The organism is Desulfovibrio sp. SGI.169, assembly GCF_050313595.1.
GTDB lineage: Bacteria > Desulfobacterota > Desulfovibrionia > Desulfovibrionales > Desulfovibrionaceae > Desulfovibrio.
On the sequence record NZ_JBNPLS010000010.1, the window covers coordinates 59,663 to 84,649 of the forward strand.

Sequence of the window (24,987 nt, forward strand, 5' to 3'; positions counted from 1 at the left end):
ATTTCACGATTTCGGGGCAGCGCGATCTCAGGGGTCTGCGCTGCCCTTCTTGAAAGTTTTTATGCAGCAACTCCGGCGCATTGGCCGGACGCATCTGGAGACGACAATGGCAATCAGCGCTCAAATGGTCAAAGAACTGCGCGAAAAAACCGGCGCGGGCATGATGGACTGCAAAAAGGCCCTGGTGGAAGTGGACGGCGATCTGGAAAAGGCCGTTGACTGGCTGCGCCAGAAAGGCATGGCCAAGGCCGCCAAAAAGTCCGGCCGCGCCACCTGTGAGGGCGTGGTCACGTCCGTGACCAGCCCCGACGGCAAGCATGTGGCCATGGCTTCCCTGATGTGCGAAACAGACTTTGTGGCCCGCGGCGACCAGTTTCAGGCTATGGCCGCCCGCGTGGCCCAGGCCGTGCTGGAGCACAGCCCGGCCGACGCCGCCGCCCTGGAAGGCGTGGTGGGCGACGAGATCAAGCAGCTTATCGCCTCGGTGGGCGAAAACATGCAGCTGGGCAAATTCGCGCGGCACAGCCGCCAGGCCGATAATGAGGTTGTCGGCCAGTATATCCACGCCAACGGCAAGATCGGCGTGCTGGTTTTTCTGAGCTGCGGCAAGGCCGAAAGCGTGAATGCGCCGGAGATCGCCGAACTGGCCAAGAATCTTGCCATGCAGGTGGCCGCCGCCAATCCCATGGCTCTGGACGCGGGCAGCCTTGACCAGGCCGCCGTGGAGCGCGAGCGCGAGGTTTACCGCCAAAAGGCCCTGGAAGAAGGCAAGCCCGCCCAGATTGTGGACAAGATCGCCGATGGCGCGGTGAAGAAGTTTCAGAAGGAAGTCTGCCTGCTGGAGCAGCCCTATATCCGCGACGACAAGAAGAGCGTCAGCGATATCGTGCGCGAGGCGGGCAAGGCCGTGGGCGACGCCGTCACGGTGACGGGCTTTACGCGCATCCAACTGGCCGCCGAGTAGGCGTGCCGCCGGTCTGCGGCGCGCATTACTCCTGTTGAATCCTGAAGGGGGCCGCGGCCCCCTTTTTTTGTTTGCCGGCGGGCGTTTGCCGGCGAGTGGCGTGAACGAAAGACTTTCTCCGCCCGCCTGGCAAGGCTGGGCCGCAGCCCTCAGCTCTGCTCCGCTCGCTCGTAGGGAATGCGCTCGAAAACCTTGCGGCTTGAAGTCAGGGATATGTGATAATACTGGTTCTGGGGGATGTAGATATAGGGCACATCCTCGCTGCGCTGGCGTAAAAAGAGCGAGAGCAGCACGCGGTTGATGGCCTGATGCCCCACAATGAGCAGGGGCGCGTCCCCGGCGAGAAAGAGCGCGCGCCTGAGGCCGCGCTGCACGCGTTCGCGCAGGATGGCGTAGCTTTCGCCATTGGGATAGGCGTAACCGTACTTGTCCGCGTTGCGGCCCGCCGTGACCTCGGGCATGCTGCGGCGTATTTCTGAATAGAGCATGCCTTCACAGTCGCCGGCCCAGATTTCATCAAACTCCTTGAGGGCCATGACGTGCGCGCCGGGCCGTTCGCCGAGCAGCGGGGCCGCCGTTTCGTGCGAACGGAAACGGGTGGAGGTGAACACCCAGTCAATGCGGTGATCGCGCAGGTGCCGGGCCAGGGCTTCCGCCTGGGAGCGCCCCAGGGCCGTGAGCGGAGGGTCGCCGCCGATGCGGCCCTGCACGTTGAATTCCGTCTGGCCGTGCCGGGCCAGGTAGAGACTGTGCACCCAGACGCTGACCACTATTTCCCTGATGGCCGGATAATAGGGCGAGCCCTCGCAGGGGCGCTCGTCCAGAATGCGGTTGGCCGTGGAATCCACGCAGAGCCAGAATTTTTCGTCCCGCAACGGGCTGTAGATGGATTCATAATAGCCAATGCGCTTCATGAAGCTGGCCAGGGCTTCCTCCTCGCTGTAGGAGGCGTATTCCGGGAGGGTGGCCTTGCGTCGGATGCAGGCGTTGAGCAGCAGCGGATCTTCGTTGACGCACTCCACAAAGAGCACGGGATGGTCGCTGAGCGTTTTTTCCATCAGCGCGCGCCGCGCCGCGCTGGCGTTGGTGGCGTCCAGAATGGCCACATCGCCTTCGCCGGCCAGCCAGGCGCGGGCCTGCTCCATATTGCGGCGGGCAATCAGCTCGCGGGCCTCGCGGCCGAAGCTGTTGTCTGGATTATAGAAATCCGGCTCTGTGGACTCCGCGCCCATCAGCGCCCGGCGCATGTCGCCGTTGTTGAAAATCCGCGCCCGAATGCCCTCGGCCCGCAGGCCCTGGCTGATGCGCCGCGCCAGCGTGGACTTGCCGCGTGCGGGCAGACCCACCATCGCTACATACAATTTTTGCATGATCCCCTCCGCTAGGTTCATGGTAGGGGAAAAAACCCGGAAACGGAAGATGCGGGAAGCTGGCGCGCATGAAGCCATTGGCCCGCCGCGGCCGGTGGATGTGGCGCCGCCGCTTTTCGGCGGCCCTTTCACTCCGCACGGCGGGCGCTCATGACGCCTGTGACGCCCGCCGTTGATGCGCGTGCGTTGCGCTCAGCGCACGCTGAGTTTCAAAAATCGTTTCTTGCCCAGTCTGATCACATGGTCCCCGGCGGGCAGGGGGGTCAGCGCGTCGTCACAGCGCCGCCCGTCCACCGAAAGCGCGCCTTCCCTGATCAGGCGTTTGGCTTCGCCCCGGCTTTTGACCAGGCCGGCGGCCTCCAGAAAGGCCGGGGGGGCGCTCTCCTCGCCGCGTCGGCAGGAGAGGGAAGGCGCGTCGGCGGGCACGCCGCCGTCGGCAAAGACGGCATTGAAGCCCTGACGGGCCGCGTTTGCGTGGTTTTCACCGTGATAGCGACTGACCATTTCGTGGGCCAGGGCCTCCTTGGCGGCCTTGGGGTGCACGCGGCCTTCGTCCACATCGCGCTTCAGGGCGGTGATTTCATCCAGGCTTTTGGCCGAGAGCAGCTCATAATAGCGCCACATCAGCGCATCGGACACGGCCATGACCTTGCCGAAAATCTCTGCCGGCGGTTCGTCGATGCCAATGTAATTGCCGTAGGACTTTGACATCTTGCGCACGCCGTCCGTGCCTTCCAGCAGGGGCATGGTCAGGATGCACTGGCTTTCCTGCCCGTAGTGGGCCTGAAGATTGCGGCCCACCAGCAGGTTGAACTTCTGGTCCGTGCCGCCCATTTCCACATCGGTTTTCAGCGAAACCGAGTCAAAGCCCTGACAGAGCGGATAGAGAAATTCGTGGATGGAGATGGGGCGCTGCTCGCGGAAGCGCTTTTCAAAGTCGTCGCGTTCCATCATGCGGGCCACGGTATAGCTGGAAGCCAGCTTGATGAAGCCCGTGGCGTCCAGTTTGCCCAGCCAGCGGGAATTGAATTCCACCTGGGTCTTTTCCGGGTTCAGAATTTTGAAAACCTGTTTTTTGTAGGTTTCGGCATTGGCCAGAACCTGTTCTTCCGTAAGCGGAGGGCGGGTTTCAGAACGGCCTGAGGGGTCGCCGATGCGACCGGTGAAATCGCCGATCAGAAATATTACCGTATGCCCCAGCTCCTGAAAATGACGCATTTTGTGCATCACCACAGTATGGCCGAGGTGCAGGTCAGGGGCTGTGGGGTCAAAGCCCACCTTGACGCGCAGGGGCACACCGCGCGCCAGCTTTTTGCGCAGTTCGCCCTCGTCGATCAGTTCAGCCACGCCGCGTTTGATCAGGGCCATCTGCCGGTCAATATCCGTCATTGCCGTATCCTTTTTGCAAGCTGCGGTAAAAAATGCCGGGCGCGCCGCAAGGCGGCGCGCAATAACGGAGTTTGATACCCTGTTGGTTGCGGCGGTGTCAAATTTGTGAAGGGCGGGTTTCAGAATCTTTCGCTTTTCAGATGCGCCCGGGCGAGCGGCTCTCTGCCTCGCGACGGCATGCGCCATATGCCGGCCTGACAAAAGCCGAAGCGGGCGTCTTGCGGCGGCCGCATAAAAAGCCGAAGCGAAGACGCGCTACAGGCCGAGCAGGGCAAACACCCGGCTCTGGCTCAGGCCCCCGTGCACGGACAGGGCGGCCACATTGTCCTGGGCGATCATGTTCAGGGTGTCATCCAGCACGCTGTCCACCTCGCTGTCTTCCAGCAGACGGGGCGCGCGAACGTCCACCGTATCCTGCACGGCGGCGGGGGCGGAGCCGGAGTCGTCCTTGTCGGGCATGGTGAAGGCAAAGGAAAGAGCGTGGTTGATGCCGGAAATTTCCATGACGTATCCTCCAGATGTCCGCCGCAGCGGGTGGGGTCAAATTTTCCGTCCATGCAGGCGGACGCTCTGAAGTATGCAAGTTCGATGCCATATTGGATGCGAAATTCCGCGCACGGCGGGTCAATGCATCGTGCCGGGGCATTGAAGCCAACGCGGCTTTGCCGTCCGCAGGCGGCCCGGCTTTCGGTCATTCGGTTCGTCTGAGAAGGTAAACCGCCCTTTGGGGCCGACTCAGGGCAAAGCATGTTGACCTGATGACCGCGAAACCGTGCCTGACCGCAATGGAATTGACCTCGGCGGCGTCAAGTCTGATGGTGTATTCCGACGGCCTGCGTTTTTCTTTCGGCAATTTCATGTCCTTTGTATGCCATTGGTTGCCGGGAACGCCGTCATAATGCCGGGTGACCATATCACAGGCAAGATATCCGCCAATTTTCAGGGCGTCATGATACCGTCCCAGAAATGCGCCAAGCGTGGCGTCGGGTATGTGGTAGAGCCAGTTGACGGAGAGAATGGCATCCAGATTGTCCGGCAACCGCATGGGGCTCATGCCGTCATCGCGCCATATGTCCAGGGGAAGGGAGAGCGACGAGGCCAGGTTTCGTCCGAGTTCCAGCGCGCAGCGCTCAATATCGGCGCCATAAAGATGCGTGAAGCCTTGCTGCCCAAGCCAGAGCAGATTGGCCCCGCTGCCGCATCCGGGTTCAAAAATCGCGGCGTCTCTCGGCAGAACCGCGCTCAGCCAGCGACAGGCCACGCAGGCATGTTTTCTTCTGTTCCGGCTGAGAATGGCGTACTCATGCCAGGACGGCGCCTTGCTTTGCCACATGAGGTCGCTCAGGCGTCTTCGTGAAATGCCTTTCAGGGAATTTCCAAAAGGCAGTCTGTCCAGAACATAGGCAAGAAGCGGGACGAACATGACTTTTCCTCACTATAAAGCTGTATATACCAACATGGCACGCGAATAATTGAGTATACCAACATATGTCATTGGTCAACTTGTCTTGATAGTCTGATTACATGGAAGATTATCCCAAGCTGATTGAGGCTGTGTCTTTGGTTCTCAAACGATTACGGGAAGATGCGGGGTTAAGTAAGCGAAAACTGGCCGAAATTTCTTCCATTGACCGCGTCTATTTGCTTCAGCTGGAGCAAGGAAAATATCGCCCTACCCTCAATTCCATATTCTTTCTGGCGGAGGCATTGGAAATGCCCGCCGCGCAACTGGTGGACCTGATTGAGCGGGAGCAGCGAACGCTGAAAAACGCGTCAGGGGACGGATAAATGCGGCCTGGCCCATCTTTGCGTGAAAGATGCCCCGCGCGGCGAGAGCCGACGCCCGCCGCGTTTCAGGCTTTGCGGCGCGAGAGCCTGGCGCGCGACGCGCAGGCCCGCCCGCGGCTGAAATTTCTTTGGCGCAACAACTGAAGCAAGAATTTCCGCGCCGGCAAGAAAGCGGGGGATTTTCGGGGGGTGCGCTCAGGCGCATGCCCGCCAAAAATCCCCCGCTGGCGCGGTCAGCGCGAAAAAGGCTGCTTTTGGCGGATAATTGTGGCGGAACACAACCAGCAACAGCCCTGGCCAACAGCGCATGAATAGGGTCTGACTCTAAATATCTTCCGTCACCCAGTCCACAATGGGGGCCATGCGCTTGAGCGTATACTGGCCGCTGGCGGATTTCTGGGCCAGGTCGTCAAACTGGCCTTCCACCCGGTAGATGCGCCAGTCGCCCGCGGGCAGGCCGCCCGCGGCCACGGCGTTGTCCAGAGCTTCGCGGGCCTCGTCGGGCGCGCAGAACAGCGGAAAGTCCTGGGCCGAAGGGTCCAGCACCACATCCGCGCCGCCGGCGATGTCAACAATATAGTTGCCGGGCGCGTAGACATAGACGGAAGGGCAGGGGGCGGGCTGGGGAGCGGCCTGCTCCTCCGGCGCGTTTCTGCCGCCGCAGGCGGCCAGCAGCAATGCCAGCAATATTCCTGAGAGGACGCGTAATTTCATAACATTGACCTTCGTTGCGAGGATGGCGCAAGCCTTCAGCGCCGGGCGGCCATGTCGCGCAGGCGCTGGATGCGTTCCTCCAGCGGCGGATGCGTGCTGAACAGTTTCGCCATGCCGCCGTTGCCGAACAGCGGGGCCACAATGAACATCTGTTCCGTGCTGGGGTTGCCCTCCCGCATGGGAATGCGCCCACTGGCCGCGCCCAGCTTGGCAAGGGCGCCGGCCAGAGCCAGCGGCTGGCCGCAAAGGGCCGCGCCCGTGTCGTCGGCCAGATATTCGCGCGAACGCGAAATGGCCATCTGAATCAGACTGGCCGCCAGGGGCGCAAGCAGGGCCAGCACCAGCGCGCCAATGGGGTTGCCGCCGCCTTCACCGTCACGATTGCCGCCAAAAATGGCCGTAAACTGAAAAATGTTGGCCAGGGTCACAATGGCCGACGCCAGCACGCCGGCCACTGTCTGGATGAGAATGTCCCGGTTGACGATATGCCCCACTTCATGAGCGATCACGCCGCGCAGTTCCTCCGGCGGGAGCAGGCGCATGATGCCCTCGGTCACGGCCACCACCGCGTGCTGCGGGTCGCGGCCCGTGGCGAAGGCGTTGGGGGCCTCTTCCGGCACCACGCAGACGCGCGGATTGGGAATGCCGGCATTGGCGGCCAGTTCTTCCACGATGCGGTGCAGATAGGGGGCTTCCTCCGGGGCCAGCTCTCGCGCATGGTACATGGACAGGACGATTTTATCCGAATACCAGTAGCTGCCCACATTCATCACAAGGGCCAGGCCAAAGGCGACAAGCACGCCGCCGCGCCCGCCCAGCAGACCGCCCAGCACGATGATGATGCCGGACAGCAGGGCCAGCAGCAAAACGGTTTTTATCTGACTGGTCATAGATATTCTCCTTGTCTTCAGGCTGTGCAGCGGCATATCCCCCGCAGCATCCTTATTATAAGAATCAGGCGCGCGCTGGCAAGATTCGCGTCAAAGACAGCGTGTCGCCCGATGCTGAAGCGGCAAACGCCGGCGCAAATCCGCCTGGTCATGTCCGTCTGGCCTGTTGCCAGAGCTGAAATACCAGCAGGGTCCACAGCGGTTTGCGCAAATCAGCCCGACCTGAGATGTGCTCGTCCATGAGGGCGCGCACGGCGGCGGGGTTGAAAATGCCCTGGTTGCGCAGCCGCGTTTCGCCGAGCAGATCTTCCATGAGCGGCCGCATCCGTCCGCGCAGCCATGCCGCCACGGGAATCTGAAAGCCGCGTTTGTTGCGGCGCAGGATATCCTTCGGCAACAGGTCGGCAAAGGCCTTTTTGAGCAGATACTTGCGCCTGAAGCCGTGCAGCTTGTGACGCACGGGCAGACGCGCCGCGAACTCGGCCACATCCCGGTCCAGAAAGGGGGCGCGCACTTCCAGCGAGTGCAGCATGGAACAGCGGTCCACCTTGACCAGAATGTCGTCCAGCATGAACTGGCGGGCATAGACGTGAAAGGCGCGGGCCAGGGGGGTCGCCGCCTTTTCCGGCCGCCAGTGCCCGTACTGCTCGCGGGTGGGGGCGAAAAGACTTTCCGGGCGCAGAAAATCATGATGGCGTTCCCGCCAGCCTTCGGCCAGAATTTCATGCTGCATGTCCGGCGTAAAGGCCGTAAGCATGGTCTGCACCCGTTGCCAGGCCGGAGCGCGCGCGCCGCGCAAAAAAGTGGCCACGGCCAGGCGCGGGTTGATGTAGCCGGCCGAGGCGGGCAGATGCCGGGCCAGCGGCTCGATGACGCAGCGCCGTGCGAGAGCGGGCAGGGCGTTATACCATTCCGCCGTCTTGAAGCCGATATAATGCTCGTACCCGGCCCAGAGTTCGTCGGCTCCGTCGCCGCCCAGGGCCACGGTGACTTTTTCGCGTGTGACGCCCGAAAGCAGCCAGGTGGGCGCCACTGAGGCGTCGGCCAGGGGCACGTCCATGCGGCTGACGATGTCAGGCAGTTTATCGGCGCATTCCCCGGCCGAGAGCACGCGCTCGTGATGATCCGTGCCGAAGGCCCTGGCCGCGATGCGCGCGTAGCGGGATTCGTCGTAGCTGGCCTCGGTGAAGCCGATGGAAAAGGTCTTGACCGGCGCGGCGGACTGCCGGGCCATGAGCCCGGCCACAATGGAGGAATCAATGCCCCCGGAAAGAAAGACGCCCAAAGGCACGTCGCTGACCATGCGCCGCCGCACGGCGCGGGAGAGCAGACGGTTCAGCTCCTGGCAGAGTTCATGCTCGTCCCTGGGGTCGGCCTCGTCCGGCACGGGCATGTCCCAGTAACGCTCCCGGCTGACGCGCCCGTTTTCCAGCAGCAGCAGATGGGCGGGCGGCAGGCTTTGCGCTTCGGCGTAAATGGTTTGCGGCGTGGGCACATATTCGTAGGCCAGGTAGCGCATGACGGCCTTTGGCTCCACCGTGAGGGCAAGTTCCGGCAGGCGGGTCAGCGCCGTGAGCTCCGAGGCGAAATACAGCGCATGGCGCTGTATGGTATAAAAAAAGGGCTTTTTGCCAAAACGATCGCGGGCGCAGAACAGACGGCGGCGTTCCGCATCCCAGAGGGCGAAGGCAAACATGCCGTCAAAGCGCGCCAGGCAATCCGCGCCCCAGCGGCGGTAGCCCTCCAGAATGACTTCCGTATCCGAGCTGCTCTGAAAGCGCGCGCCTCCCGCCGTCAGTTCGGCCCTGATTTCGGCAAAATTGTATATTTCGCCGTTGAAGACCACGCTCAGACGCCCGTCGGCGCTGTGCATGGGCTGGCCGCCGCCCGACAGGTCGATGATGGAAAGCCGCCGGTGCCCCAGGCAGACCGGGCCTGACTGCCAGAGACCCTCGCCGTCCGGCCCCCGATGGGCCAGACAGTCGGTCATGCTCTTGACGCTGATGCCGGCCTCGGGGGCGAGAGCCGCGCCGTCCAGACGGCAGATTCCGGCTATGCCGCACATGATTTTTTCCAATGGGCGTACCGGCTGATAAACAGCTCGGCCAACCGCAGGTTGTTGGTATGGGGGTCGAACATCTCTCGCGCCAGGCGCGCGCCGTTACGGCCCATGCGCCGGGCCTCCTCCGGGTGGGCCGCCAGCCAGGCGACGGCCCGGGCCAGCGCATCGGCATCGCCGGGGGCCACGGCCAGGCCGGTCTGGTGGTCGCGCACCACTTCGGGCAGGGCGTTGACCGTGGTGCTGACCACCGGCAGTCCGTAGGCCAGGGCCTCAATGACCGTATTGGGGATGCCGTCGCGGCGGCCTGAGGCGTGCACCACGCAGGGGGCCACAAAAATGTCGTGCTCGCCCAGAATGCGCGGCAATTCATTGTGAGAAATCAGGCCCGGCATGCTCACCTGTTCTTCCAGGCCCAGTTCCTTGCGCATTCTGAGCAGCTCCGCGCCCAGATGGCCCAGGCCCATGACCTTGCCGCCGCCGCCGGCCAGGGTCAGGCGGAAATCCAGGCCGCGTTCCCGCAGGAGGGCGCAGGCCCTCAGCAGAACGTCAAAGCCCTTGGTCACGTCGAAGCGCCCCAGGGCCAGCAGGCGCACGGGCGCATGCTCCAGGCGGCGCGCGGCCGGCCCCTCATCCGCGCGATCCGGGCATTCCGGCAAGGTCAGACTGTTGTAAACCAGCACGGTCTTGCCTTGGGCCTCACCCTCGCCGAAGGATTCAATACGGGCCAGGTCCGCCGCGTTGTTGGCGCGCACAAAGAGCGCCGCGCCCAGTTTGGCCGCCAGATCCGGATCCGCCGGGGCCAGATTGTCGCCGCGCGCCGAGGTGGCAAAGGGAATGCCCGCTATATCGGCGGCCACCCAGGCCGCCGTGGCCGTGCCGCGCGGCCACGGCGCGTAGATCAGATCAATGCCCTCTTCACGAAAGATGCGCCCCAGGCAGCAGCCCGCGCCAAAAGCCCAGAGATTCTCGCCCAGCACTTCCAGACTGCGCCAGCGATGGAACATGCTGCGCCGGAACAGGCGGCAGAATCGCAGCGGGCGGGTCAGCATCTGGCGCAGCGCCTCCAGGGTGAAGCGGAACAGGGCGCGAGCCCCGAAGGAGCGCACGCCGCCCGCCGCCGCCCGCATTTCCGTGGAGCAATGGCGCAGATTCGGGGCATACAGGGTGTAGACGCTCAGCGGCAGATGCTTTTTGAGCCCTTCCACTTCGCGAAAAATGAAAGGCTGGGTGAAAAGCGGATACCACAGCAGCACACAGGCCACATGCGGCAAACCGGCGGGAAGGGGGGCGCGCGCTTCTGGCGCGGCGGAAAGGCGCTGTTCAGTCATGCGGATTCTCTTCAATGGCTTCCCCTGACGCTGTTTTCCTGCTGTACGGTTTTTCCCTATTCCCCGCCTGTTGTCCAGTCGCACGCCGCGGCAGGGCGCGGACAGGGCGCGGAGGCTCCCAGCGCGCAACGCAGTTCGTTCATGGTCAGGCTGCGGACTTCCCAGCCCTGGCGCAGCCAGTCCAGATAGGCTTCGATCTTGCGCATCAGCGCTTCCACCGAGGCCGCGTCGGGAAGATGCGGCGTGCCGCCGGGCAGCATTTCCGAAGAGTGCCAGGTCAGCGACAGCACGCGCCCCCCCCTTTTGACGAACAGCCTGGTGATGGCCCGCATGGCCCAAAGAGGGTGGTAAACGGGCAACAGGGCCAGCGCTCCCCATTTTTTCAGGCCCGCCCGCGCCGCTTTGCCCGCCCCGCCGGGCAGGGTCAGGCACAGGCCCGGCAGGGGACGCAGCAGGGGGGTCACTGTCAGCGGCACCTCAAAAATATGTCTGCCTTCCGCGGGAGTCCAGTAGGGCGAGGCGGGCGCGCTGAAATGATCCGGCCCGGCGGCGGGATTGACCGCGCCGTGCAGGGGGCGCACGGAGGCGTCGCAGAGCACGCCGGCCCGCGCCAGCAACGGCCAGTGCGCGCGGTGCAGATCCCAGCGGCCCATGCGGAATGAGGTCAGCGGCGCGGATTGAAACTCGGCCCCGGCCCGGAACAGGGCGGCCAGCTTGGCGGCCATGAGCGGCGCGGGCACGGCTGACGCGGGCACGCTGGACGCTGTGTCGGGCAGGTTCGCGCCGTCGTTTTCAAGGCGCAGGGGCGGCGTGTTCCAGTGGTGCAGATGCGCGCCGATTTCCGCGCCGTGATGATCCCGCAGGCGCGCCAGAATCGCCCGCGAGGCCGGGTCGGTCAGTACGCTGTGGGCGCAGAAAAGCGTAGGCCGCACCCCCCGTTCCAGCAGGGGCCTCAGACGGGGGAGACGCGCGGTGTTGGCGACGCTGGGCGCGCGGCGGGCGTAGCGGCCTCCGAACAGGCCTTCCTCTTCCACATCCAGACTGACTGCCAGGTACAGGACGTCGCGGCGGGGCATCGGCTTTCAGCTCCTTTCCGTCCGTTGCGGCGGGCAGGCGGAACGGTACAGTTCACAGAGGGCCGTGATATTTGCTCCCTTGTCGAACATGCGTTCCACCAGGGCGCGCCCGGCCTCTGCCATGCGCAGGGCGCTGCCCCGGTTTTCCAGCATGCGCCGCACAGCCAGGGCCAGCGCGCGGGGATCGCGCTGGGGCGTCAGCAGACCGGTCTCTCCGTCGCGGATCACCTCGGCGATGCCGCAAACGTCTGTGGCCACCACCGGCATGCGGTGGGAAAGAGCCTCCATGATGACATTGGGGATGCCGTCACGGTCGCCATTGCCATGCACAACGCTGGGCACCACCAGCATGTCGTGGCTGAGCATGAATTTTCGCAGCCGGTCATGAGGCACGAAGCCCGGCATGTCCACGCAGTCGGTCAGGCGCAGGCGGCGGCGCAGGGCCATGAGCCTGCGCCGCCAGCTTCCGTCGCCCACCAGGGTAAGACGCACGGGCGCCCCCTCGCGGCGCAGCCTGGCCATGGCCGTGAGCAGTTCGGGAAAGCCCTTGGTGCGCGCGAAGCGCCCCACGGCCAACAGGCGATAGGGCGGCCGCATGGGCATTTCGCAGACCGCGCGCCGGGTAAAGGTCAGGCTGTTGTAAATCAGGCGCACCTTGTCCCGCTGCTGTTGCGGGCAGAAACTTTGCAGCCAGCCCACATTGGCCAGATTGTTGGTGCGGATGAACAGCGCGTCGCGCGATTTCTCACGCAGCAGGCCGTCCTGGGGATAGATGTCGCCCGCCCTGCCGGTAAAGGCGAAAGGGATGCCCGTCAGACGCGAGGCCACCCAGGCCGCCGTGGCCGGGCCGTTGGCCCAGGCGGAATGGATCAGCCCCACATTGTCGGCCCGGCATTGTTCGGCCAGCAGAAAACCGGCCATGAAGCACCAGGTGTTTTCCGCCAGAGATTCCAGATTGCGCATGCGCCGAAAGCAGCCCTCACGCAGCAATTGCAGAACCTTGCGCGGTTCGCGGCGCAAAGCGCGAAAAAAAGCCGCCCAGATGCGGAAGAACGCCGGTACGCCCATGCGGCGCACCGGGCCGGGAAATGCGCGCATTTCCCCGGAGCAGCCCTTCAGGACTTTGCCGTACATGGTATAGACGCGTATGGGCAGCCCCAGGGCCATAAGCTGCACGATTTCCCTGAAAATGAAGGTTTCAGAGGAGAGGGGAAACCAGAGCAGCACATACGCCAGCGTAAACGGCGGCATGGCGTCGCCCTGCCGGAGGGCGCTTTCGCTTTGCGCGGGGGAAGAGGCGGTGGATATGGCCTCGGGGGTCGCCTCGGACAGGGACATGGCTTTCTCCGTATGAATATGCAAAAGGCCGAACCGGTTTTGCCGGTCCGGCCAAGGCTGCTTTCAGCGCCCGCTCGGGCGGCCAGGGACGCGCGGCGCTCAGACGCCCCGCGCTTCGTTCGCGTGTTCACTCCGATATTTTTCCACAATGGCCTGAGCCCTGGGAAGCTCTTCCACCACGGCGTCCAGAGTCGCGCGCACATGTTCCTCGGTGTGGGCGGCGGAAATGAAGAAGCGCAGCCGGGCCGTGCCCTCCTTGACCGCCGGGAAGGAGACGGGCATGACGTAAATGCCGCGTTGAAACAGGGCCTGGGACAGAAAGCCGGACACCATGGAGTCGCCGACAATCACGGGCACAACGGCATAGCCCTGGGCCGCGCCCGTATCCAGCCCCTTGCTCTGGGCGTACTCAAGAAAATAGCGGCTGATGTTCTGGAGCTTGTGCACGCGTTCCGGCTCGCGCAGCATGATTTCCAGAGCCTTGCGGCAGGCTGTGGCGATGACCGGCGGCATGCCCACGCTGAATACGAAGCCCGGCGAACCGTACTTGAGAAATTTCACCACGTCGCGCCGGCCGGCAATAAAGCCGCCGCAGCCGCACATGGCCTTGGACAGGGTGCTCATCCACATGTCCACATCTGCGGGGTCAATGCCGTAATACTCGCGAGCGCCGCGGCCGGTCTTGCCCAGCACGCCCAGAGAGTGGGCTTCATCCACCAGCAGCATGCAGTCGTACTTCTTTTTGAGTTCGATGAGGCGCGGCAGATCCGGGATGTTTCCGTCCATGCTGAACAGGCCCTCGGTGGCGATGACCGCGTACTTGTGGTCGCGCCGGTGGGCCTTGAGCATTTCTTCCAGGGCGTCGCAGTCATTGTGGGCGTAAGAGTAGCGCGTCGCGCCGGAAAGGCGCGCGCCCTGCACCAGAGAGTTGTGAGCCAGGCCGTCATGAAAGATCGCGTCCCGCTGGCCGAACATGAAGCCCAGGGTGGAGACGTTGGCCGCATGGCCGCTGACGTAGATGATGCAGTCTTCCACCTCATACAGGTCGGCCAGGGCGCGTTCCAGCTCGCGGTGGGGCGGGCGTTCGCCGCCCACCAGGCGACTGGCGCCGGCCGAAGTGCCGAAAATGGCGGCTGTTTCGGTCACGGCCGCGGTGATTTCGGGGTGGGCGTTGATATCCAGATAGTCATAGGTGGAGAAGTTGATGTATTCCTTGCCGTTGATCAGCGTGGTGGCCTTGGCCGCCCGCTCGTGGCAGGTAAAAAGAGGATTGTCCATCCCCATTTGGCTGGCCATTTCCACCATCCGTTCAAAGGAGAGCTTGGAACGCATGCGGTTGAAGCTGGAAGCGCAGCCTTCCTGCGCGACAGCGCGCCGCTCCGCCGTGGGGCCGGCCTGACAGGAATGGTGGTTCTTCATGCCTTATCCTCGCGATTGTCAGGATTTTGCCGGCTATGAAACCGGCGTGACAATGTGGCAATATAATTCAGTACAACCTTGTAACGATTCAGTATAGCCAAAGCCACCATGCAAAGCAAGCGCGGAGTGCGCATAAAACAGGCCGCCGTTTTTCCGCCGGTTTTTTCCCGTTCGCCGCCGGGCGCGGAGGCGGGCGGGCTGGACAAGACGCGTCATATGCAATAGCATTGCGCGCCCGATCCGCAAACCCGCCGCCGGATGTCCCGCGCGGCCTTGCGGCGGGCCACGGAGTCCATGCAAGATACCAATTCCACAGCTTCCACAGCTTCCGCAGCGTCCGGCCTGGGCGGCCCCTCCTTTGGGCTCGCGCTGGAAAGCTTCCGGCGCGTCTCGCTGCCCGCTGACGCTTTCGGGGTCAATGCTCCGGTCGCGCCGCTGCTGGCCCCCTGCCGGGATGTGCTGCGTCTGGGAGCGGCGCGCGGCGCGCGGACGGCCCTCTGGCTCTGCGTCGCGCCCGGCTGCCGCCTTGCCGCCGCCCCCGACGCCGCGGCCCGGGGGCTGAAAGAGCTGCTCGCCGGCGAGACCGCCCTGGCGGACGCGCCGCGCGTGCTGATTGCGGATTTCAGCCCGGCCCTGCTGGAAGAGGCCGGGGCTTTTCTGGCGGCGCATGAAGGGACGCTTCTGGCGCTGCTGGTCTGCACCGCGCCGCGCGCCGCCGCCGCTGACGGCGGGCTGAACTGCGAACCTCTGTTGCTGCGCCCGTCCGCGGCCGCCGGGGCGGCTTTCGCCGCGCCGTTTGCGGCCAGTCCGGCGCGCGCTCCGGCGCTGTGCGAAAACGCCGTGCAACCAGATGCGCCGGAAGAAATCGTGCTGGACGGCGTGCGCTATGCGCATATACGCCAGAACGGGCTGGACTGGCGCCTGGCCGGGGTCAATCCGCTGTGGCGGCAGGAGCTTCTGACCCTGGGCGCAAGCCCGGACGCCGCGGCCCTCAGCGCGCTTGAGGCCCGCGGGCTGTGGCTCGCGCCGGCGGTGGCCGCGCCGCCGCTGGCGGTAATGTGCTGCGGCCTGGGGTCGGTCTGGCCGGGCATGGGGCGCGAGCTCTACGACAACTTTCCGGCGGCCAGAGCGGGCATGGATCGCATCGCCTCGCTGGCTGACTGGGACGTGCTGGCCCTCATGGATGAAACGGATGTGGAAAAAATCAGCCTGACCCGCTGGCAGATTCCGTATCTTTTTCTGCTGGAATACGCCCAGTGGAGCCAGCTCGTTTCGCTGGGCCTTAAGCCGGCCCTGATGTGCGGCCACAGCCTGGGCGAACTTATCGCGCTCTGTTTCGCCGGCATTTATGAACCTGAGGTGGCCTGGTATATTCTGGAGACCCGCGCCGCGCACATGGCCGAACTGGAGGCCAAGGCCACGCGCGAAACGGGCATGATGGCCGTGCACGCCGAGGCTGAGGTCATCGAAGAGGCCCGCAAGACCTGGCCCGCGCTCTATGTCTCCAATTACAACACGCCCCGGCAGTTCATCCTGAGCGGGCCGCGCGAAGTGTTGCTGGAAGCCCGCAAGAGCATGCGCAAGCGCCGTATCCCGGCCATAATGCTCAACGTCAGCCTGGCCTTTCATCATCCGAGCATGCGCGTGCTGCGCGATCTCTCCCTGCGGCGGCTGAACGCCCTGGAAATGCGCGCCCCGCGCCTGCCCATGCTCAGCGACATCACCACGGGCTTTTATCCTCATGATCAACCCTCCATCTGCCGTTATATTACGGATCTGGACGAAAACTCCGTGCGCTGGGTGGAAGGCGTGCGCGCCATGTGGCAAAGGGACGGCATCCGCCGTTTTCTGGAGCTGGGCCCGCAGGACACGCTCTGCGGTCTGGTGGGCGACATCGAGCCGCGCGCCCTTTGCCTCTCCGCCGGGCGCAAGGGCAGGGAAACCGAGGGCCTGCGTCAGACTTGCGCCAGACTGTACGCCCTGGGCCATCTGCCGCGCGCGGTCATCCGCGCCGGAGCCTCGCGCGCGAAACAGGAGGGGGCCTCATCTTCCGCCCCTTCGGAAACGACCGCGACCGGCGCGGAGCGCGCGACGGCCGCCGCGCTTCCCGCCCCCGCGCCCGGGCGGATGGGCATTGTGCTGGAAGTGCTGGCCAGGGCCAGCGGCAGGCCGGTGAGGGAACTGCGGCCCGAAATGGATTTGCGCTACGATCTGGCCCTGCGTTCCAGCCGTTTCCCGCTGATCATCCAGGAGGTTGAGCAGCGCCTGGGCCTGAGCGTCAATTTTGAGGACCTGCTCCAGGTTGCGACCATTGGCGATCTGGCGCGCGCGCTGACCGGCGCGCGCGCGGACGCCCAAAGCGGCATGGCGCGAAAGTCCGGGGCCGGCGCTCCCGCATATGCGCGCCGCCGCGCCCCGCTGTGCCGTTTCGCCGGCGGCGTCGAGGGCGGCGATGCCGCCGCCGTTTTGTCGTCCCTGTCGCCTCTCGCGCTGGACCCCTGCGGCCAGGGCCTGCCGTTGCGGCGCGGCGATGTGCTGGCGCTCTGCGTGTTTGATGCCGACCTTCTGCCGGGGCTTTTGAGCGGGCTTGCGCCTTTGGGCTGCGCGCTGGCGCTGCCCGCCGCGCTGCTGGACGCCTGCGCGCCTCTGGCGAAGATGGGGGCGCGTCTGACGCCGCTGGCGCTGCCCGCCGCCGAAGACGGCGGAATGCCGGACGCCGGGAGCCTGCGCGCGGCCTTGTGCCGGCTGGCCGGGCAGGAGGGCCGGATCGACGGCGTATTTTTTTCTCCCCCGCCGGGGGATGCCGCCGCGTCCTCTCTGCTGGAGGACTGCCTGCGTCCGGCCTTGAAGCACGGCCTGCGTTACGCCTGTTGTTTCAGCCGCCTGCCCCTGGGGCCCGAAACGGCGGCAACGGCCCTGGCCGAGGGCGGCGCGCGGGCCGACAGGCTGGCCGGCCTGGCCCGGCAAGGCGGCTTCGCCTGCCGCGCCGTGACGCTGCTGGACGACGGCCAGGGGAGCGCCCCCAATGAGCTTGGCGATATGCTGGCCCGCGAGTTGCTGCGGGGGGACAGCGAACGCGTGATATGGGCCCGCGAACGCGCTCTTTGCCCCGGCGGGACGCCGCGCGGACCGCGCCTGGCGGAAAGGCCGGAATTTTTCCCGCTGGTTTTTCCAGACCCCGCCCCTCCCCTCCAGCCTGCGGCCACCCTGTTTCAGGGCGCCTGCCATTTTTCGCGTTTCGCGGACCCGACCCTTGCCGCGCATGGCGCAGCGGCGGGCAATGCCGTGGGGGCGTCGGCGCCCTGGCTGCCTGTCAGCCGCGCCCTTCAGGCCCTGCTGGAAGGTTCCCGCCTTTTATTGCCCTGGCTGGCCGTCACCGGCCTGTCCGATGTGCGCTTTCATGATTTGCCCTTGCTGCCGCCGGGGGTCACCCGTGAATGCCGTCTGCGGGTGGAGGCCCTGCCCTGGCTGATGCAAGACCGGGTGATGAGCCGCATGTGCCGCGCGGCGCTCACGGTTCGTGAAGTGACGGCCAACGGCAGGCGCAGGGAGCAGTACGCCCCGGTGGCCGAAGGCATGGCGCTGCTGGCCGCCGCTTCCGGCGAGGTGCCGCCGCTCTGGCCCGCCGTCGGGCCGAATGTGGAATCGGATGCCGCCCGCCGCGAGGATGGGCCGGCGGGCGGGGGGCGCGCGGAACTGGCCGCGTTTTATGACGCGCTGGGCCTGGCCGCGCCCTGGCGGATGCTGGCCGACTTCACGGCATTGCCCGGCGATATGTATCGGGCGTCCCTGGCCGCTCCAGAAGCGCCCATTGCCCCCGGAGGCGATTGGGGCTATAGTGATTGTCTGCATATGGTGGAAGGGATAGTCCAGGCCGCGTCCCTGGTTCTGGCCCGGCGGGGGAGCGGCGTGCCGCGCCCCGGTGGAGCGGACGGCGCGGACATGCCGGCCGAGCTGCGACGCTGGCGGCTCAACGCGGCGGGTTTTATCCGCTTCGGGGGCGAGCGTGGAGATCGGGGGCTGTGGAACCTGCAATTGCGGCGTTCCTGGGCTGATGACAGGTTGCTGCGCTTTGACGCGCAGATTGTCGACGCGCCGGGCCGCGTGCTGCTGACCCTCCATCATCTGGAATTTGACCGGCTGGAATCGGCGTCCCCCGCGGAAGAGCCGCCAACCGCCGCCGAACATTGACATGGCGCGCCGTCATTCTCCGGCGCAAACCCGCAAAGGGGCGATCATCGATGCCGTATTTCGCGCCATTCATGCCGCCAACGCGCGCTTTTCTGCCGCTGCTTCTGGCACTGACCCTGCTTTTTCCGGCCTGCGCCTCCAATAAGGCCGGGCTCAAATCGCCAGAACTGCCGGCCAGGCACTGGCTGGAGGAAGCGCCGGGCGTTCCCGTGGAAAACAAGGCCAAGCTGGAAGCCGCCGTGCCCAACCTGTACGACGCGGGCAAGATCTTCAACTTTGAAGACTGCGTTTTTCTGACCATCCAGCAGTCGCCCTTGCTGGTCAACAGCGCCGTGGATCTGGAGATCAAGCGTGTGGCCCTTACCAGCGCCGTCTGGAAGTACCTGCCCGAACCGCGCATGACGTTTCAGGTTTCCAACAACCTGACCCGTCTGAATATGGACAACAAAGACACGCCCGGCGATTACGGGCGAACCAAGCTGCAGGTCGGTTTTTATGCGGCTTTCCCCAACCCCGTGGCAACCTATTTCGAGCATCAGGTGCAGAAGATCATGGTCAATCTGGCCATTTCAACGCACCGCAAGGCCATTGGCGAGGCTGTCTATAAAATCGCGCAGGCCTATCTGAAGCTTCAGGCCCAGAACAGAATCGTGGCCGCCCAGAAAGAGCTTCTGCCCGTGGGCAAAGAACTGATCGCCTACTGGCAGCAGGTGGAGTCTGTGGAGGGCCGTCAGGGCGTGTCGCTCAACCTGGCCGCGCAGCATCAGCGCGAGCTGGAGCTGACCGCTGAAAAGACCCGCATGGAAGAGGTCATGCAGCGCACCCAGCTCAAAATTCTGGCCGGCGTGGAGCCGCAACAGCGGCTGAATGTGGATGCCGAGAGCGCCGGCGATATTCTGGCCGGCTTTGACGGGCACAAGCTGAAATGGGAAGAGCGCTGGCCCGCCACTGAGGACGAGCTCTTGCTGCGCGCGCAGGTCAAACTGTCCGATTATAATATCATGGTGGCCTGGGCCCAGTATATTCCAGACCTGACCATTCAGATCAACAAATACCCGCCAGCCGGCCAGTATCAGCCCGCCAGCGGCAGCGAAGACACCTTTCTGCATCTGAATTTTGACTTTCCCCTGCTGGACTGGGGCCGTCGCTACCGCGGCGTGCAGACCGCCCGCATGCAGAAGGCCCAGGCTTTCCACGAGATGGCCCGCAAGCGCGCGGACTATTCCAATACCTGGCTGCAGGCCGAACAGCGCGTGGCTCTGGCCCAGACCGAGTTCAAACTGGCCAAGACCCGCTTTGACACGGCTGAGCTGCAATACAAGGAAGCGCGCATTTCCTTCAACGAGGGCACGGAGCAACTGCCTGCGGTGGCCAACCGCCAGGAGGCCATGGTCAATGCCCGCATTGCCTACATCAATGCGGAGCTTGAATACAAACTGGCCAATCTGGAATGGATGTATGTGGCCAATCTCTTGCAAGAACGCTTCCTGGGCCTGCCCGCCAAGGAGTTCATCTGATGCTGTCCCCCGCCTTCTTCTCTTCCCCGCGCCGGGCGCTGGGGGCCGCGCTGTGCTGCGCCGCCCTGTGGCTGAGCGCTTCCGGCCCGGTTCTGGCCGCCGAGGCCGCCACCATTCTGACCGGCAAGGTGCTCACCACGGTGACCAGGGCCGTGCCCATCCCGTTTAGCGCCGTTGTGGACGATGTGCTGGTCAAGCCCGGCGATGCCGTGGAGGAGGGCTCTCCCCTGCTGCGCTATCACCTGCAGGAAGAGGCGGAACGCGTTCTGCAGCGCGAAGTGACCACCGGCGCCGGCACCGAGGATCTCAAGGGGCAGGTGCTGGATTTTGAGCGGCGTCTGGCTGAAACCACGGCCCAGCGCAACAAGGCGCGCCAGCTGGCGGCTTCGGGCTTGGGGTCGCGCCAGGCGTTGACCCGTCTGGAAGACGACGTGAACTCCCTCAAGCGCCGCATTGAGCTGCTGCGCGAAACCATTCAGAAGACGGAAAGCAATTTTGCCGCCCGACTCAAGCAACTGGCGGGCTATTTCGGCGTGCCCATCAAGGAGGGCGAACAACTGCCCCCCACGCTGGTGCTGACATCGCCCATCAACGGCTATGTGCTTTCCCTGGACACGACGCTCAATCCCGGCACGGTGCTGGCCGCCGGCACCATGCCTGTCCGTGTGGGGCAGCTCAATCCCGTGCTGATCCAGGTGCCGGTTTATGAGGCCGAGGTGAACGGCATCAGGGAGGGCGACACCGCTGAAGTGGAAATTCCTTCGCTGGACAACAAGAAGTTCACGGCCACGGTCAATGAAATTTCCTGGGTGTCCACTGACATGAGCGTCGCCAACCCCTCCTACTATACGGTGGAGCTGACCGTGCCCAATCCCGACCTTGAACTGAAGCCCGGTTTCAAGGCTGTCGTGCGTTTTGGCGGGGGCAGGTAAGCCGCTTCCATGAAGCTGAAAAGCATTCCCCGGCGGCTCGGCTATATTCTGGGCGCGCAATGGACGCGCGATCTCTCCTGGACCCTGTTCACCATTCTGCTGGCCCGTCGCAGCCCGGACATTCTGGGGCAGATTGTGCTGGCCCTGACCTTCGGCTATCTGGTCAAAACCGTGGCCGATGTGGGCCTGAACGATTTTTTGCTTTCCACCTTCGCCCGGCGCGAGGGGCGGCCCCGCGCACTGCTGGGCGAAGTGAGCTGGCTCAAGCTTGTGGTTCTGCTGGCGGCGCTGGGGGTCACCTGGCTGATCACCGGCTGGCAGCGCTATACGCCGGAATTGCGGCTGATAGTGCTCTGCATTGCCGGCGGTCTGGGGCTGGATGCCGTCAGCGATTCCTTTTTCGCGCTCTGCCAGGCGCGGGGGCGGCAGGATGTGGAAATGCGCATCCGCGTGCCGTCGGCCCTGGTGGGCATCGGTTACGGCATTGTCTGCGTCCTGATGGACGCGCCGCCCATTCTCATCGCCCTGTACAAGCCTGTGGAATCCCTGCTCTGCATTTTTCTGGCGCTGGGCGCGCTGGGCCGCAACCCCCTGCTTGGCGTGGGCATGGAGGGCATGCTGGATTTGGCCCGGCAGATGAAAAACGGTCTGATCTTTACCTGCATGGCTGCCTGCGCCATGTTTTACAACAAGATCAATGTGATTTTTCTCAAGCAATATGGCGGCGACGCGGATGTGGGCGGCTACGGCGTGGCCTGGGAAACCGTGGAGGGCCTGTCCGTGCTGGTTTCCAGCGCGTTGCTGGGCAAGGTGATTTTTCCCCTGCTGGCCAAACTCTGGCAGCAGGACCGCGCCGCATTCCAGCGCCTGGCCGGGCAGACCGCGCGCACGCTCTGGGCGGCTTCCCTGCCGGTGATTTTTCTGATCTGTGTGGAGAGCGACCGCTTTTTGCCCCTGATCTACGGGCCCAGCTACAGCGGCGCGGTGACGGCCCAGCGCCTGCTCACGCCCTGTCTGGCCACAGCTTTTCTGCACAATCTGGCGGCTTACGCCATGATCGGCATGCGTCGGCACAAGCTGCTGCTGGGCTTTTATCTCAGCGGTCTGGCGCTCAACCTCGTTTGCTGCTTCACGCTGATTCCGGCCATGCCCCTGGAAGGCGCGGCCCTTTCCCTGACCATCACCAAGGTCTGGGTGGCCATTCTGACCGTAAGCTTTTTCCAGTGGGCGGCCAGGCCCATGAATCTGTTTCAGTGGCTTTTGATGCTGGGGGCCGCGACCGCCAGCGTGGGCCTGTGGTGGGGCGCGGGGCTGATGTTGCCGCGCGAGATGGCGGAGCTGGCCGGCCTGATGCCCTTGCTCGCCCTGTTCTGGTTCTGGCGGCCCCCGCCGCCTTTTGAAAAAAACGATGTCGCGCCGGCAACGGCGGCCTGAGGCCGCGACGCCGTCACGACATTTTGAGAGACGCAAACCGTGGGGAAGAAAAGCTTTGCGCAACGTCGCCGCTTTTTGCGGAACACCCTGGGGCTGCTGCTGGGCGGGGCGCTGCCCGGCCTGCTGAAGCCCGCGCCGGCCAGCGCCGCTCTGAACCAGGGGGAACCGTGGACCACGCTTATTGATGTGGACGCCTGCGACGGCTGCGGGGCCTGCGTTCGGGCCTGCCGGGCCCGTAATCTGGAGCGGGTTCCCCTGCCGGCGCAGCCGCTGCCCCGCCCCTTTCCGAACCGGGTGCGCAACCAGGACTGGTCTGACAGACGCGAGCTCACTGACAGGCTTACCCCGTACAACTGGCTGTATATTCAGTCCTGCACGGTACAGACGGCAAGCGGGACGCGCAAGATATTTCTGCCCCGGCGCTGCATGCACTGCATCAATCCGCCCTGCGCCAATCTTTGCCCCACGGGCGCGGCCCGGCAGCGACGCAATGGGGCTGTGTACATAGATCAAGGCGTTTGCATGGGCGATGGGCAGTGCGACCGCGCCTGCCCCTGGATGATCCCCCGCCGCCAGTCCGGAGTGGGGCTGTATCTCAGCCTTGCGCCGCGCTTTGTGGGCAACGGCCAGATGTTCAAGTGCGATTACTGCCAGGACTTGCTGGAGCAGGGTCAACGACCCGTCTGTATCGCGGCCTGCCCCCGCCAGGCGCAGACCATCGGCCCGCGTGAGGAAATGGTGCGCAGGGCCAGGGCCCTGGCTGTGAAGCGCGGCGGCGATATTTTTGGCCTCAATGAAAACGGCGGCACCAACAGCCTCTATGTTTTTTCTCAGCCCTTCCGGGATGTGGAGGCGGAGCTGCTGCGCGAGGATCAGATAGGCGCTGGCCGCCCCAGCCTGCGTCCGGCCGGGGCCAGCATGGAAAGGGAAAATCGCCTGGTGAGCACCGTGCTGCTGGCGCCTCTGGCCGGCGCGGCCCTGGCCGGGGTACGACTCTGGCGGGAGAAACAGAAAAGGCGGCGGTCATGAAAGAAGAGCCACGCCTGTTTTCCGCTTTTTTCACGCTGCTTTGGGCGGTCGTCATGCTGGCCGCCATTGTCAGCGGCCTGGCGCATCTGCCTTTTGCCTTTCGCTACGGGCTGGTGTCTTCATGGCGCGCCGCGCCCACGCTGGCGCACTACTGGTCGGCGGCGGCCCTGCTTTTACTGGGGGCGTACGCCGCGGTGGTCTGGTGGGCGGCCGGGCGGCGGCGTTACGCGCTGACCCGCTGGGGCGGCTTGCGTGTGGCCCTGCTCACGGCGCTGGCCGCCACGGGCCTGCTGCTGGTCTTGCACAATCTGCCGGGTTTTTCCATTTACGGCCTGGCCTATGCCGCCATCAAGCTCGGGCATCTGCTCTGCGCGCTGCTTTTGTCCCTGTTGCTGTTTGCCCATTTTGCGCTGCGCATTCTGGGGCGCGGGCGCTGGGTCAGGCCTCTGCCCGGGGCGCGGGGGCGCGACGCGCGGCGGCCTTGAGCTGGCCGCAGGCGGCCTTGATGTCCTGCCCCTTGCTCTTGCGGATGATGGCCGTGATGTGACGCTTCCAGAGGCATTGCTCAAAGGCCAGCACGCGCGCTTCGTCCGGGGCCGCATAGGGCGCCCCTTCGGCGGGGTTGTAAACAATGAGGTTGAGTTTGCCCTTGATGTCGGCCACCAGGCGGGCCAGTTCCTCCGCCTGTTCCGGCCCGTCGTTGACCCCGCCCAGCAGCAGGTATTCAAAGGTGATCCGTTCCCGCGTTTTCAGCGGGTAGGACTTGAGCGCGGCCAGCAGCTGATCCAGAGGCCAGCGCGCGGCCCTGGGCATGATTCTGGCGCGCAGTTCCTGGTTGGGCGCGTGCAGGGAAACGGCCAGATAGGCCAGGCCGCTTGCGCCCAGTTCGGCCAGACCTTGCTTGATGCCGCAGGTGGAAACCGTGATTCGGCGCGGTGAAAAGTTAAGCCCCTTGTCGTTGTTCAGGCTTTGCAGGGCGCGCATGACTTCGCGCAGGTTGAGCAGGGGCTCGCCCATGCCCATGAACACCAGGTTGCGCAGCACGGGCCAGGCCGGACGGGTGTCGCCCAGATGTTCGCGGGCCACCAGAATCTGGCCCAGAATCTCGCCCATGTTCAGATTTCGCTCAAAGCCCATGCCGCCCGTGGCGCAAAAGGTGCAGCCCATGGCGCAGCCCACCTGGGAGGAGAGGCACTGGGTCCAGCGACGCGCGCCCTCGCGGGAGTCGGAAGGAATCAGCACGGTTTCAATCAGCGCGCCGTCTTCCAGACGGAGCAGAAACTTGGTGGTGCCGTCGCCGCTTTTCTGTATCCTGTCCACTTCGGGCCAGGCAATGCGCGCCTTTTCCGCCAGGCGTGCCCGGCAGACCTTGGAGACGTTGCTCATGGCCTCGAAATCGCGGGCCATTTTCTGCCACATCCATTGCCAGACCTGCACGGCCCGAAAGCCGGGTTCCCCCAGTTCGTTCCGCATCCAGTCCGTGAGTTCGGGAAGGGTGAGATTGAGAAGGTTGATCATGCCTTGCCCTGCCGGCCGCGCGGGCCGG

At 64.7% G+C, this 24,987-nt stretch carries 20 protein-coding genes; 8 read left to right on the forward strand and 12 right to left on the reverse strand.

The window, feature by feature from the left end:
• Positions 1-106 precede the first annotated feature (106 nt).
• Entirely contained in the window at positions 107-964 is an 858-nt protein-coding gene (tsf, locus tag ACQRA4_RS07135) for a translation elongation factor Ts (protein ID WP_427822406.1), read from the forward strand.
• Positions 965-1,113: 149 nt separating this feature from the next.
• Here the strand turns inward: tsf and ACQRA4_RS07140 are convergent, their stop codons facing one another.
• The 4 genes from ACQRA4_RS07140 to ACQRA4_RS07155 all read right to left on the reverse strand — a co-directional run bounded on the left by ACQRA4_RS07140 (position 1,114) and on the right by ACQRA4_RS07155 (position 5,146).
• Positions 1,114-2,334, reverse strand: coding sequence for a bifunctional nucleoside/nucleotide kinase/histidine phosphatase family protein (locus ACQRA4_RS07140; protein ID WP_427822407.1), 1,221 nt, complete (start codon positions 2,332-2,334; stop codon positions 1,114-1,116).
• Positions 2,335-2,526: 192 nt separating this feature from the next.
• The gene (gene tyrS / locus ACQRA4_RS07145) at positions 2,527-3,723 is read right to left on the reverse strand and encodes a tyrosine--tRNA ligase (RefSeq protein WP_427822408.1); all 1,197 of its coding nucleotides are present in this window, start codon (positions 3,721-3,723) and stop codon (positions 2,527-2,529) included.
• 255 nt (positions 3,724-3,978) lie between these two features.
• Complete coding sequence (locus ACQRA4_RS07150; RefSeq protein WP_427822409.1) at positions 3,979-4,227, reverse strand: hypothetical protein; 249 nt, start codon at positions 4,225-4,227, stop codon at positions 3,979-3,981.
• Between the two features lie 187 nt (positions 4,228-4,414).
• Positions 4,415-5,146 (reverse strand): class I SAM-dependent methyltransferase, encoded by a 732-nt coding sequence (locus tag ACQRA4_RS07155; RefSeq protein ID WP_427822410.1) that lies wholly within the window; start codon positions 5,144-5,146, stop codon positions 4,415-4,417.
• A 101-nt stretch (positions 5,147-5,247) separates the two neighbouring features.
• Between ACQRA4_RS07155 and ACQRA4_RS07160 the strand changes: the two genes are divergently transcribed.
• The gene (locus ACQRA4_RS07160; RefSeq protein ID WP_427822411.1) at positions 5,248-5,511 is read left to right on the forward strand and encodes a helix-turn-helix domain-containing protein; all 264 of its coding nucleotides are present in this window, start codon (positions 5,248-5,250) and stop codon (positions 5,509-5,511) included.
• A gap of 324 nt (positions 5,512-5,835) precedes the next feature.
• Here the strand turns inward: ACQRA4_RS07160 and ACQRA4_RS07165 are convergent, their stop codons facing one another.
• The 7 genes from ACQRA4_RS07165 to ACQRA4_RS07195 form a co-directional block, all read right to left on the reverse strand.
• Positions 5,836-6,225 (reverse strand): DVU_2496 family lipoprotein, encoded by a 390-nt coding sequence (locus ACQRA4_RS07165; RefSeq protein ID WP_427822412.1) that lies wholly within the window; start codon positions 6,223-6,225, stop codon positions 5,836-5,838.
• A 35-nt stretch (positions 6,226-6,260) separates the two neighbouring features.
• Positions 6,261-7,115 carry a M48 family metalloprotease gene (locus tag ACQRA4_RS07170; RefSeq protein WP_427822413.1) on the reverse strand — a complete coding sequence of 285 codons (855 nt, stop codon included), beginning with the start codon at positions 7,113-7,115 and terminating at the stop codon, positions 6,261-6,263.
• Between the two features lie 148 nt (positions 7,116-7,263).
• A complete protein-coding gene (asnB, locus tag ACQRA4_RS07175; RefSeq protein ID WP_427822414.1) occupies positions 7,264-9,180 on the reverse strand; it encodes an asparagine synthase (glutamine-hydrolyzing) in 1,917 nt (638 codons plus the stop codon).
• On the reverse strand, positions 9,168-10,505 hold the full coding sequence (locus ACQRA4_RS07180; RefSeq protein WP_427822415.1) for a glycosyltransferase family 4 protein: 1,338 nt from the start codon (positions 10,503-10,505) through the stop codon (positions 9,168-9,170). Before ACQRA4_RS07180 ends, asnB begins: the two co-directional genes overlap by 13 nt.
• A gap of 56 nt (positions 10,506-10,561) precedes the next feature.
• The gene (locus ACQRA4_RS07185; protein WP_427822416.1) at positions 10,562-11,581 is read right to left on the reverse strand and encodes a glycosyl transferase family 1; all 1,020 of its coding nucleotides are present in this window, start codon (positions 11,579-11,581) and stop codon (positions 10,562-10,564) included.
• 6 nt (positions 11,582-11,587) lie between these two features.
• Complete coding sequence (locus ACQRA4_RS07190) at positions 11,588-12,919, reverse strand: glycosyltransferase family 4 protein (RefSeq protein ID WP_427822417.1); 1,332 nt, start codon at positions 12,917-12,919, stop codon at positions 11,588-11,590.
• A gap of 99 nt (positions 12,920-13,018) precedes the next feature.
• Positions 13,019-14,338 carry an aminotransferase class I/II-fold pyridoxal phosphate-dependent enzyme gene (locus ACQRA4_RS07195; protein ID WP_427822418.1) on the reverse strand — a complete coding sequence of 440 codons (1,320 nt, stop codon included), beginning with the start codon at positions 14,336-14,338 and terminating at the stop codon, positions 13,019-13,021.
• Between the two features lie 294 nt (positions 14,339-14,632).
• Here ACQRA4_RS07195 and ACQRA4_RS07200 point away from each other — a divergent pair, with 294 nt between their 5' ends.
• The 6 genes from ACQRA4_RS07200 to ACQRA4_RS07225 all read left to right on the forward strand — a co-directional run bounded on the left by ACQRA4_RS07200 (position 14,633) and on the right by ACQRA4_RS07225 (position 23,926).
• Positions 14,633-18,529: an acyltransferase domain-containing protein gene (locus ACQRA4_RS07200; RefSeq protein ID WP_427822419.1), complete on the forward strand. Its 3,897-nt coding sequence runs from the start codon at positions 14,633-14,635 to the stop codon at positions 18,527-18,529.
• Between the two features lie 71 nt (positions 18,530-18,600).
• Positions 18,601-20,046, forward strand: coding sequence for a TolC family protein (locus ACQRA4_RS07205; RefSeq protein WP_427822420.1), 1,446 nt, complete (start codon positions 18,601-18,603; stop codon positions 20,044-20,046).
• Positions 20,046-20,978, forward strand: coding sequence for an HlyD family secretion protein (locus tag ACQRA4_RS07210; protein WP_427822421.1), 933 nt, complete (start codon positions 20,046-20,048; stop codon positions 20,976-20,978). The genes ACQRA4_RS07205 and ACQRA4_RS07210 overlap by 1 nt, the downstream gene beginning before the upstream one ends.
• A 9-nt stretch (positions 20,979-20,987) precedes the next feature.
• The gene (locus ACQRA4_RS07215; protein WP_427822422.1) at positions 20,988-22,412 is read left to right on the forward strand and encodes an oligosaccharide flippase family protein; all 1,425 of its coding nucleotides are present in this window, start codon (positions 20,988-20,990) and stop codon (positions 22,410-22,412) included.
• Positions 22,413-22,451: 39 nt separating this feature from the next.
• A complete protein-coding gene (locus ACQRA4_RS07220) occupies positions 22,452-23,441 on the forward strand; it encodes a 4Fe-4S dicluster domain-containing protein (RefSeq protein WP_427822423.1) in 990 nt (329 codons plus the stop codon).
• Positions 23,438-23,926 carry a FeS-binding protein gene (locus ACQRA4_RS07225; protein WP_427822424.1) on the forward strand — a complete coding sequence of 163 codons (489 nt, stop codon included), beginning with the start codon at positions 23,438-23,440 and terminating at the stop codon, positions 23,924-23,926. Before ACQRA4_RS07220 ends, ACQRA4_RS07225 begins: the two co-directional genes overlap by 4 nt.
• Here ACQRA4_RS07225 and rlmN read toward each other — a convergent pair.
• A complete protein-coding gene (gene rlmN, locus ACQRA4_RS07230; RefSeq protein ID WP_427822425.1) occupies positions 23,880-24,959 on the reverse strand; it encodes a 23S rRNA (adenine(2503)-C(2))-methyltransferase RlmN in 1,080 nt (359 codons plus the stop codon). The two genes, ACQRA4_RS07225 and rlmN, sit on opposite strands and share 47 nt — an antisense overlap.
• Positions 24,960-24,987: the final 28 nt, after the last annotated feature.

Coding starts and splice junctions, on each gene's coding strand:
- ACQRA4_RS07140 (WP_427822407.1), bottom strand. CDS start 2,334: ATGCAAAAATTGTATGTAGCGATGGTGGGTCTGCCCGCACGCGGCAAG.
- ACQRA4_RS07195 (WP_427822418.1), bottom strand. CDS start 14,338: ATGAAGAACCACCATTCCTGTCAGGCCGGCCCCACGGCGGAGCGGCGC.
- ACQRA4_RS07190 (WP_427822417.1), bottom strand. CDS start 12,919: ATGTCCCTGTCCGAGGCGACCCCCGAGGCCATATCCACCGCCTCTTCC.
- asnB (WP_427822414.1), bottom strand. CDS start 9,180: ATGTGCGGCATAGCCGGAATCTGCCGTCTGGACGGCGCGGCTCTCGCC.
- ACQRA4_RS07200 (WP_427822419.1), top strand. CDS start 14,633: ATGCAAGATACCAATTCCACAGCTTCCACAGCTTCCGCAGCGTCCGGC.
- ACQRA4_RS07210 (WP_427822421.1), top strand. CDS start 20,046: ATGCTGTCCCCCGCCTTCTTCTCTTCCCCGCGCCGGGCGCTGGGGGCC.
- tsf (WP_427822406.1), top strand. CDS start 107: ATGGCAATCAGCGCTCAAATGGTCAAAGAACTGCGCGAAAAAACCGGC.
- ACQRA4_RS07225 (WP_427822424.1), top strand. CDS start 23,438: ATGAAAGAAGAGCCACGCCTGTTTTCCGCTTTTTTCACGCTGCTTTGG.
- ACQRA4_RS07185 (WP_427822416.1), bottom strand. CDS start 11,581: ATGCCCCGCCGCGACGTCCTGTACCTGGCAGTCAGTCTGGATGTGGAA.
- ACQRA4_RS07150 (WP_427822409.1), bottom strand. CDS start 4,227: ATGGAAATTTCCGGCATCAACCACGCTCTTTCCTTTGCCTTCACCATG.
- ACQRA4_RS07155 (WP_427822410.1), bottom strand. CDS start 5,146: ATGTTCGTCCCGCTTCTTGCCTATGTTCTGGACAGACTGCCTTTTGGA.
- ACQRA4_RS07215 (WP_427822422.1), top strand. CDS start 20,988: ATGAAGCTGAAAAGCATTCCCCGGCGGCTCGGCTATATTCTGGGCGCG.
- ACQRA4_RS07205 (WP_427822420.1), top strand. CDS start 18,601: ATGCCGCCAACGCGCGCTTTTCTGCCGCTGCTTCTGGCACTGACCCTG.
- ACQRA4_RS07165 (WP_427822412.1), bottom strand. CDS start 6,225: ATGAAATTACGCGTCCTCTCAGGAATATTGCTGGCATTGCTGCTGGCC.
- ACQRA4_RS07160 (WP_427822411.1), top strand. CDS start 5,248: ATGGAAGATTATCCCAAGCTGATTGAGGCTGTGTCTTTGGTTCTCAAA.
- ACQRA4_RS07170 (WP_427822413.1), bottom strand. CDS start 7,115: ATGACCAGTCAGATAAAAACCGTTTTGCTGCTGGCCCTGCTGTCCGGC.
- rlmN (WP_427822425.1), bottom strand. CDS start 24,959: ATGATCAACCTTCTCAATCTCACCCTTCCCGAACTCACGGACTGGATG.
- ACQRA4_RS07180 (WP_427822415.1), bottom strand. CDS start 10,505: ATGACTGAACAGCGCCTTTCCGCCGCGCCAGAAGCGCGCGCCCCCCTT.
- tyrS (WP_427822408.1), bottom strand. CDS start 3,723: ATGACGGATATTGACCGGCAGATGGCCCTGATCAAACGCGGCGTGGCT.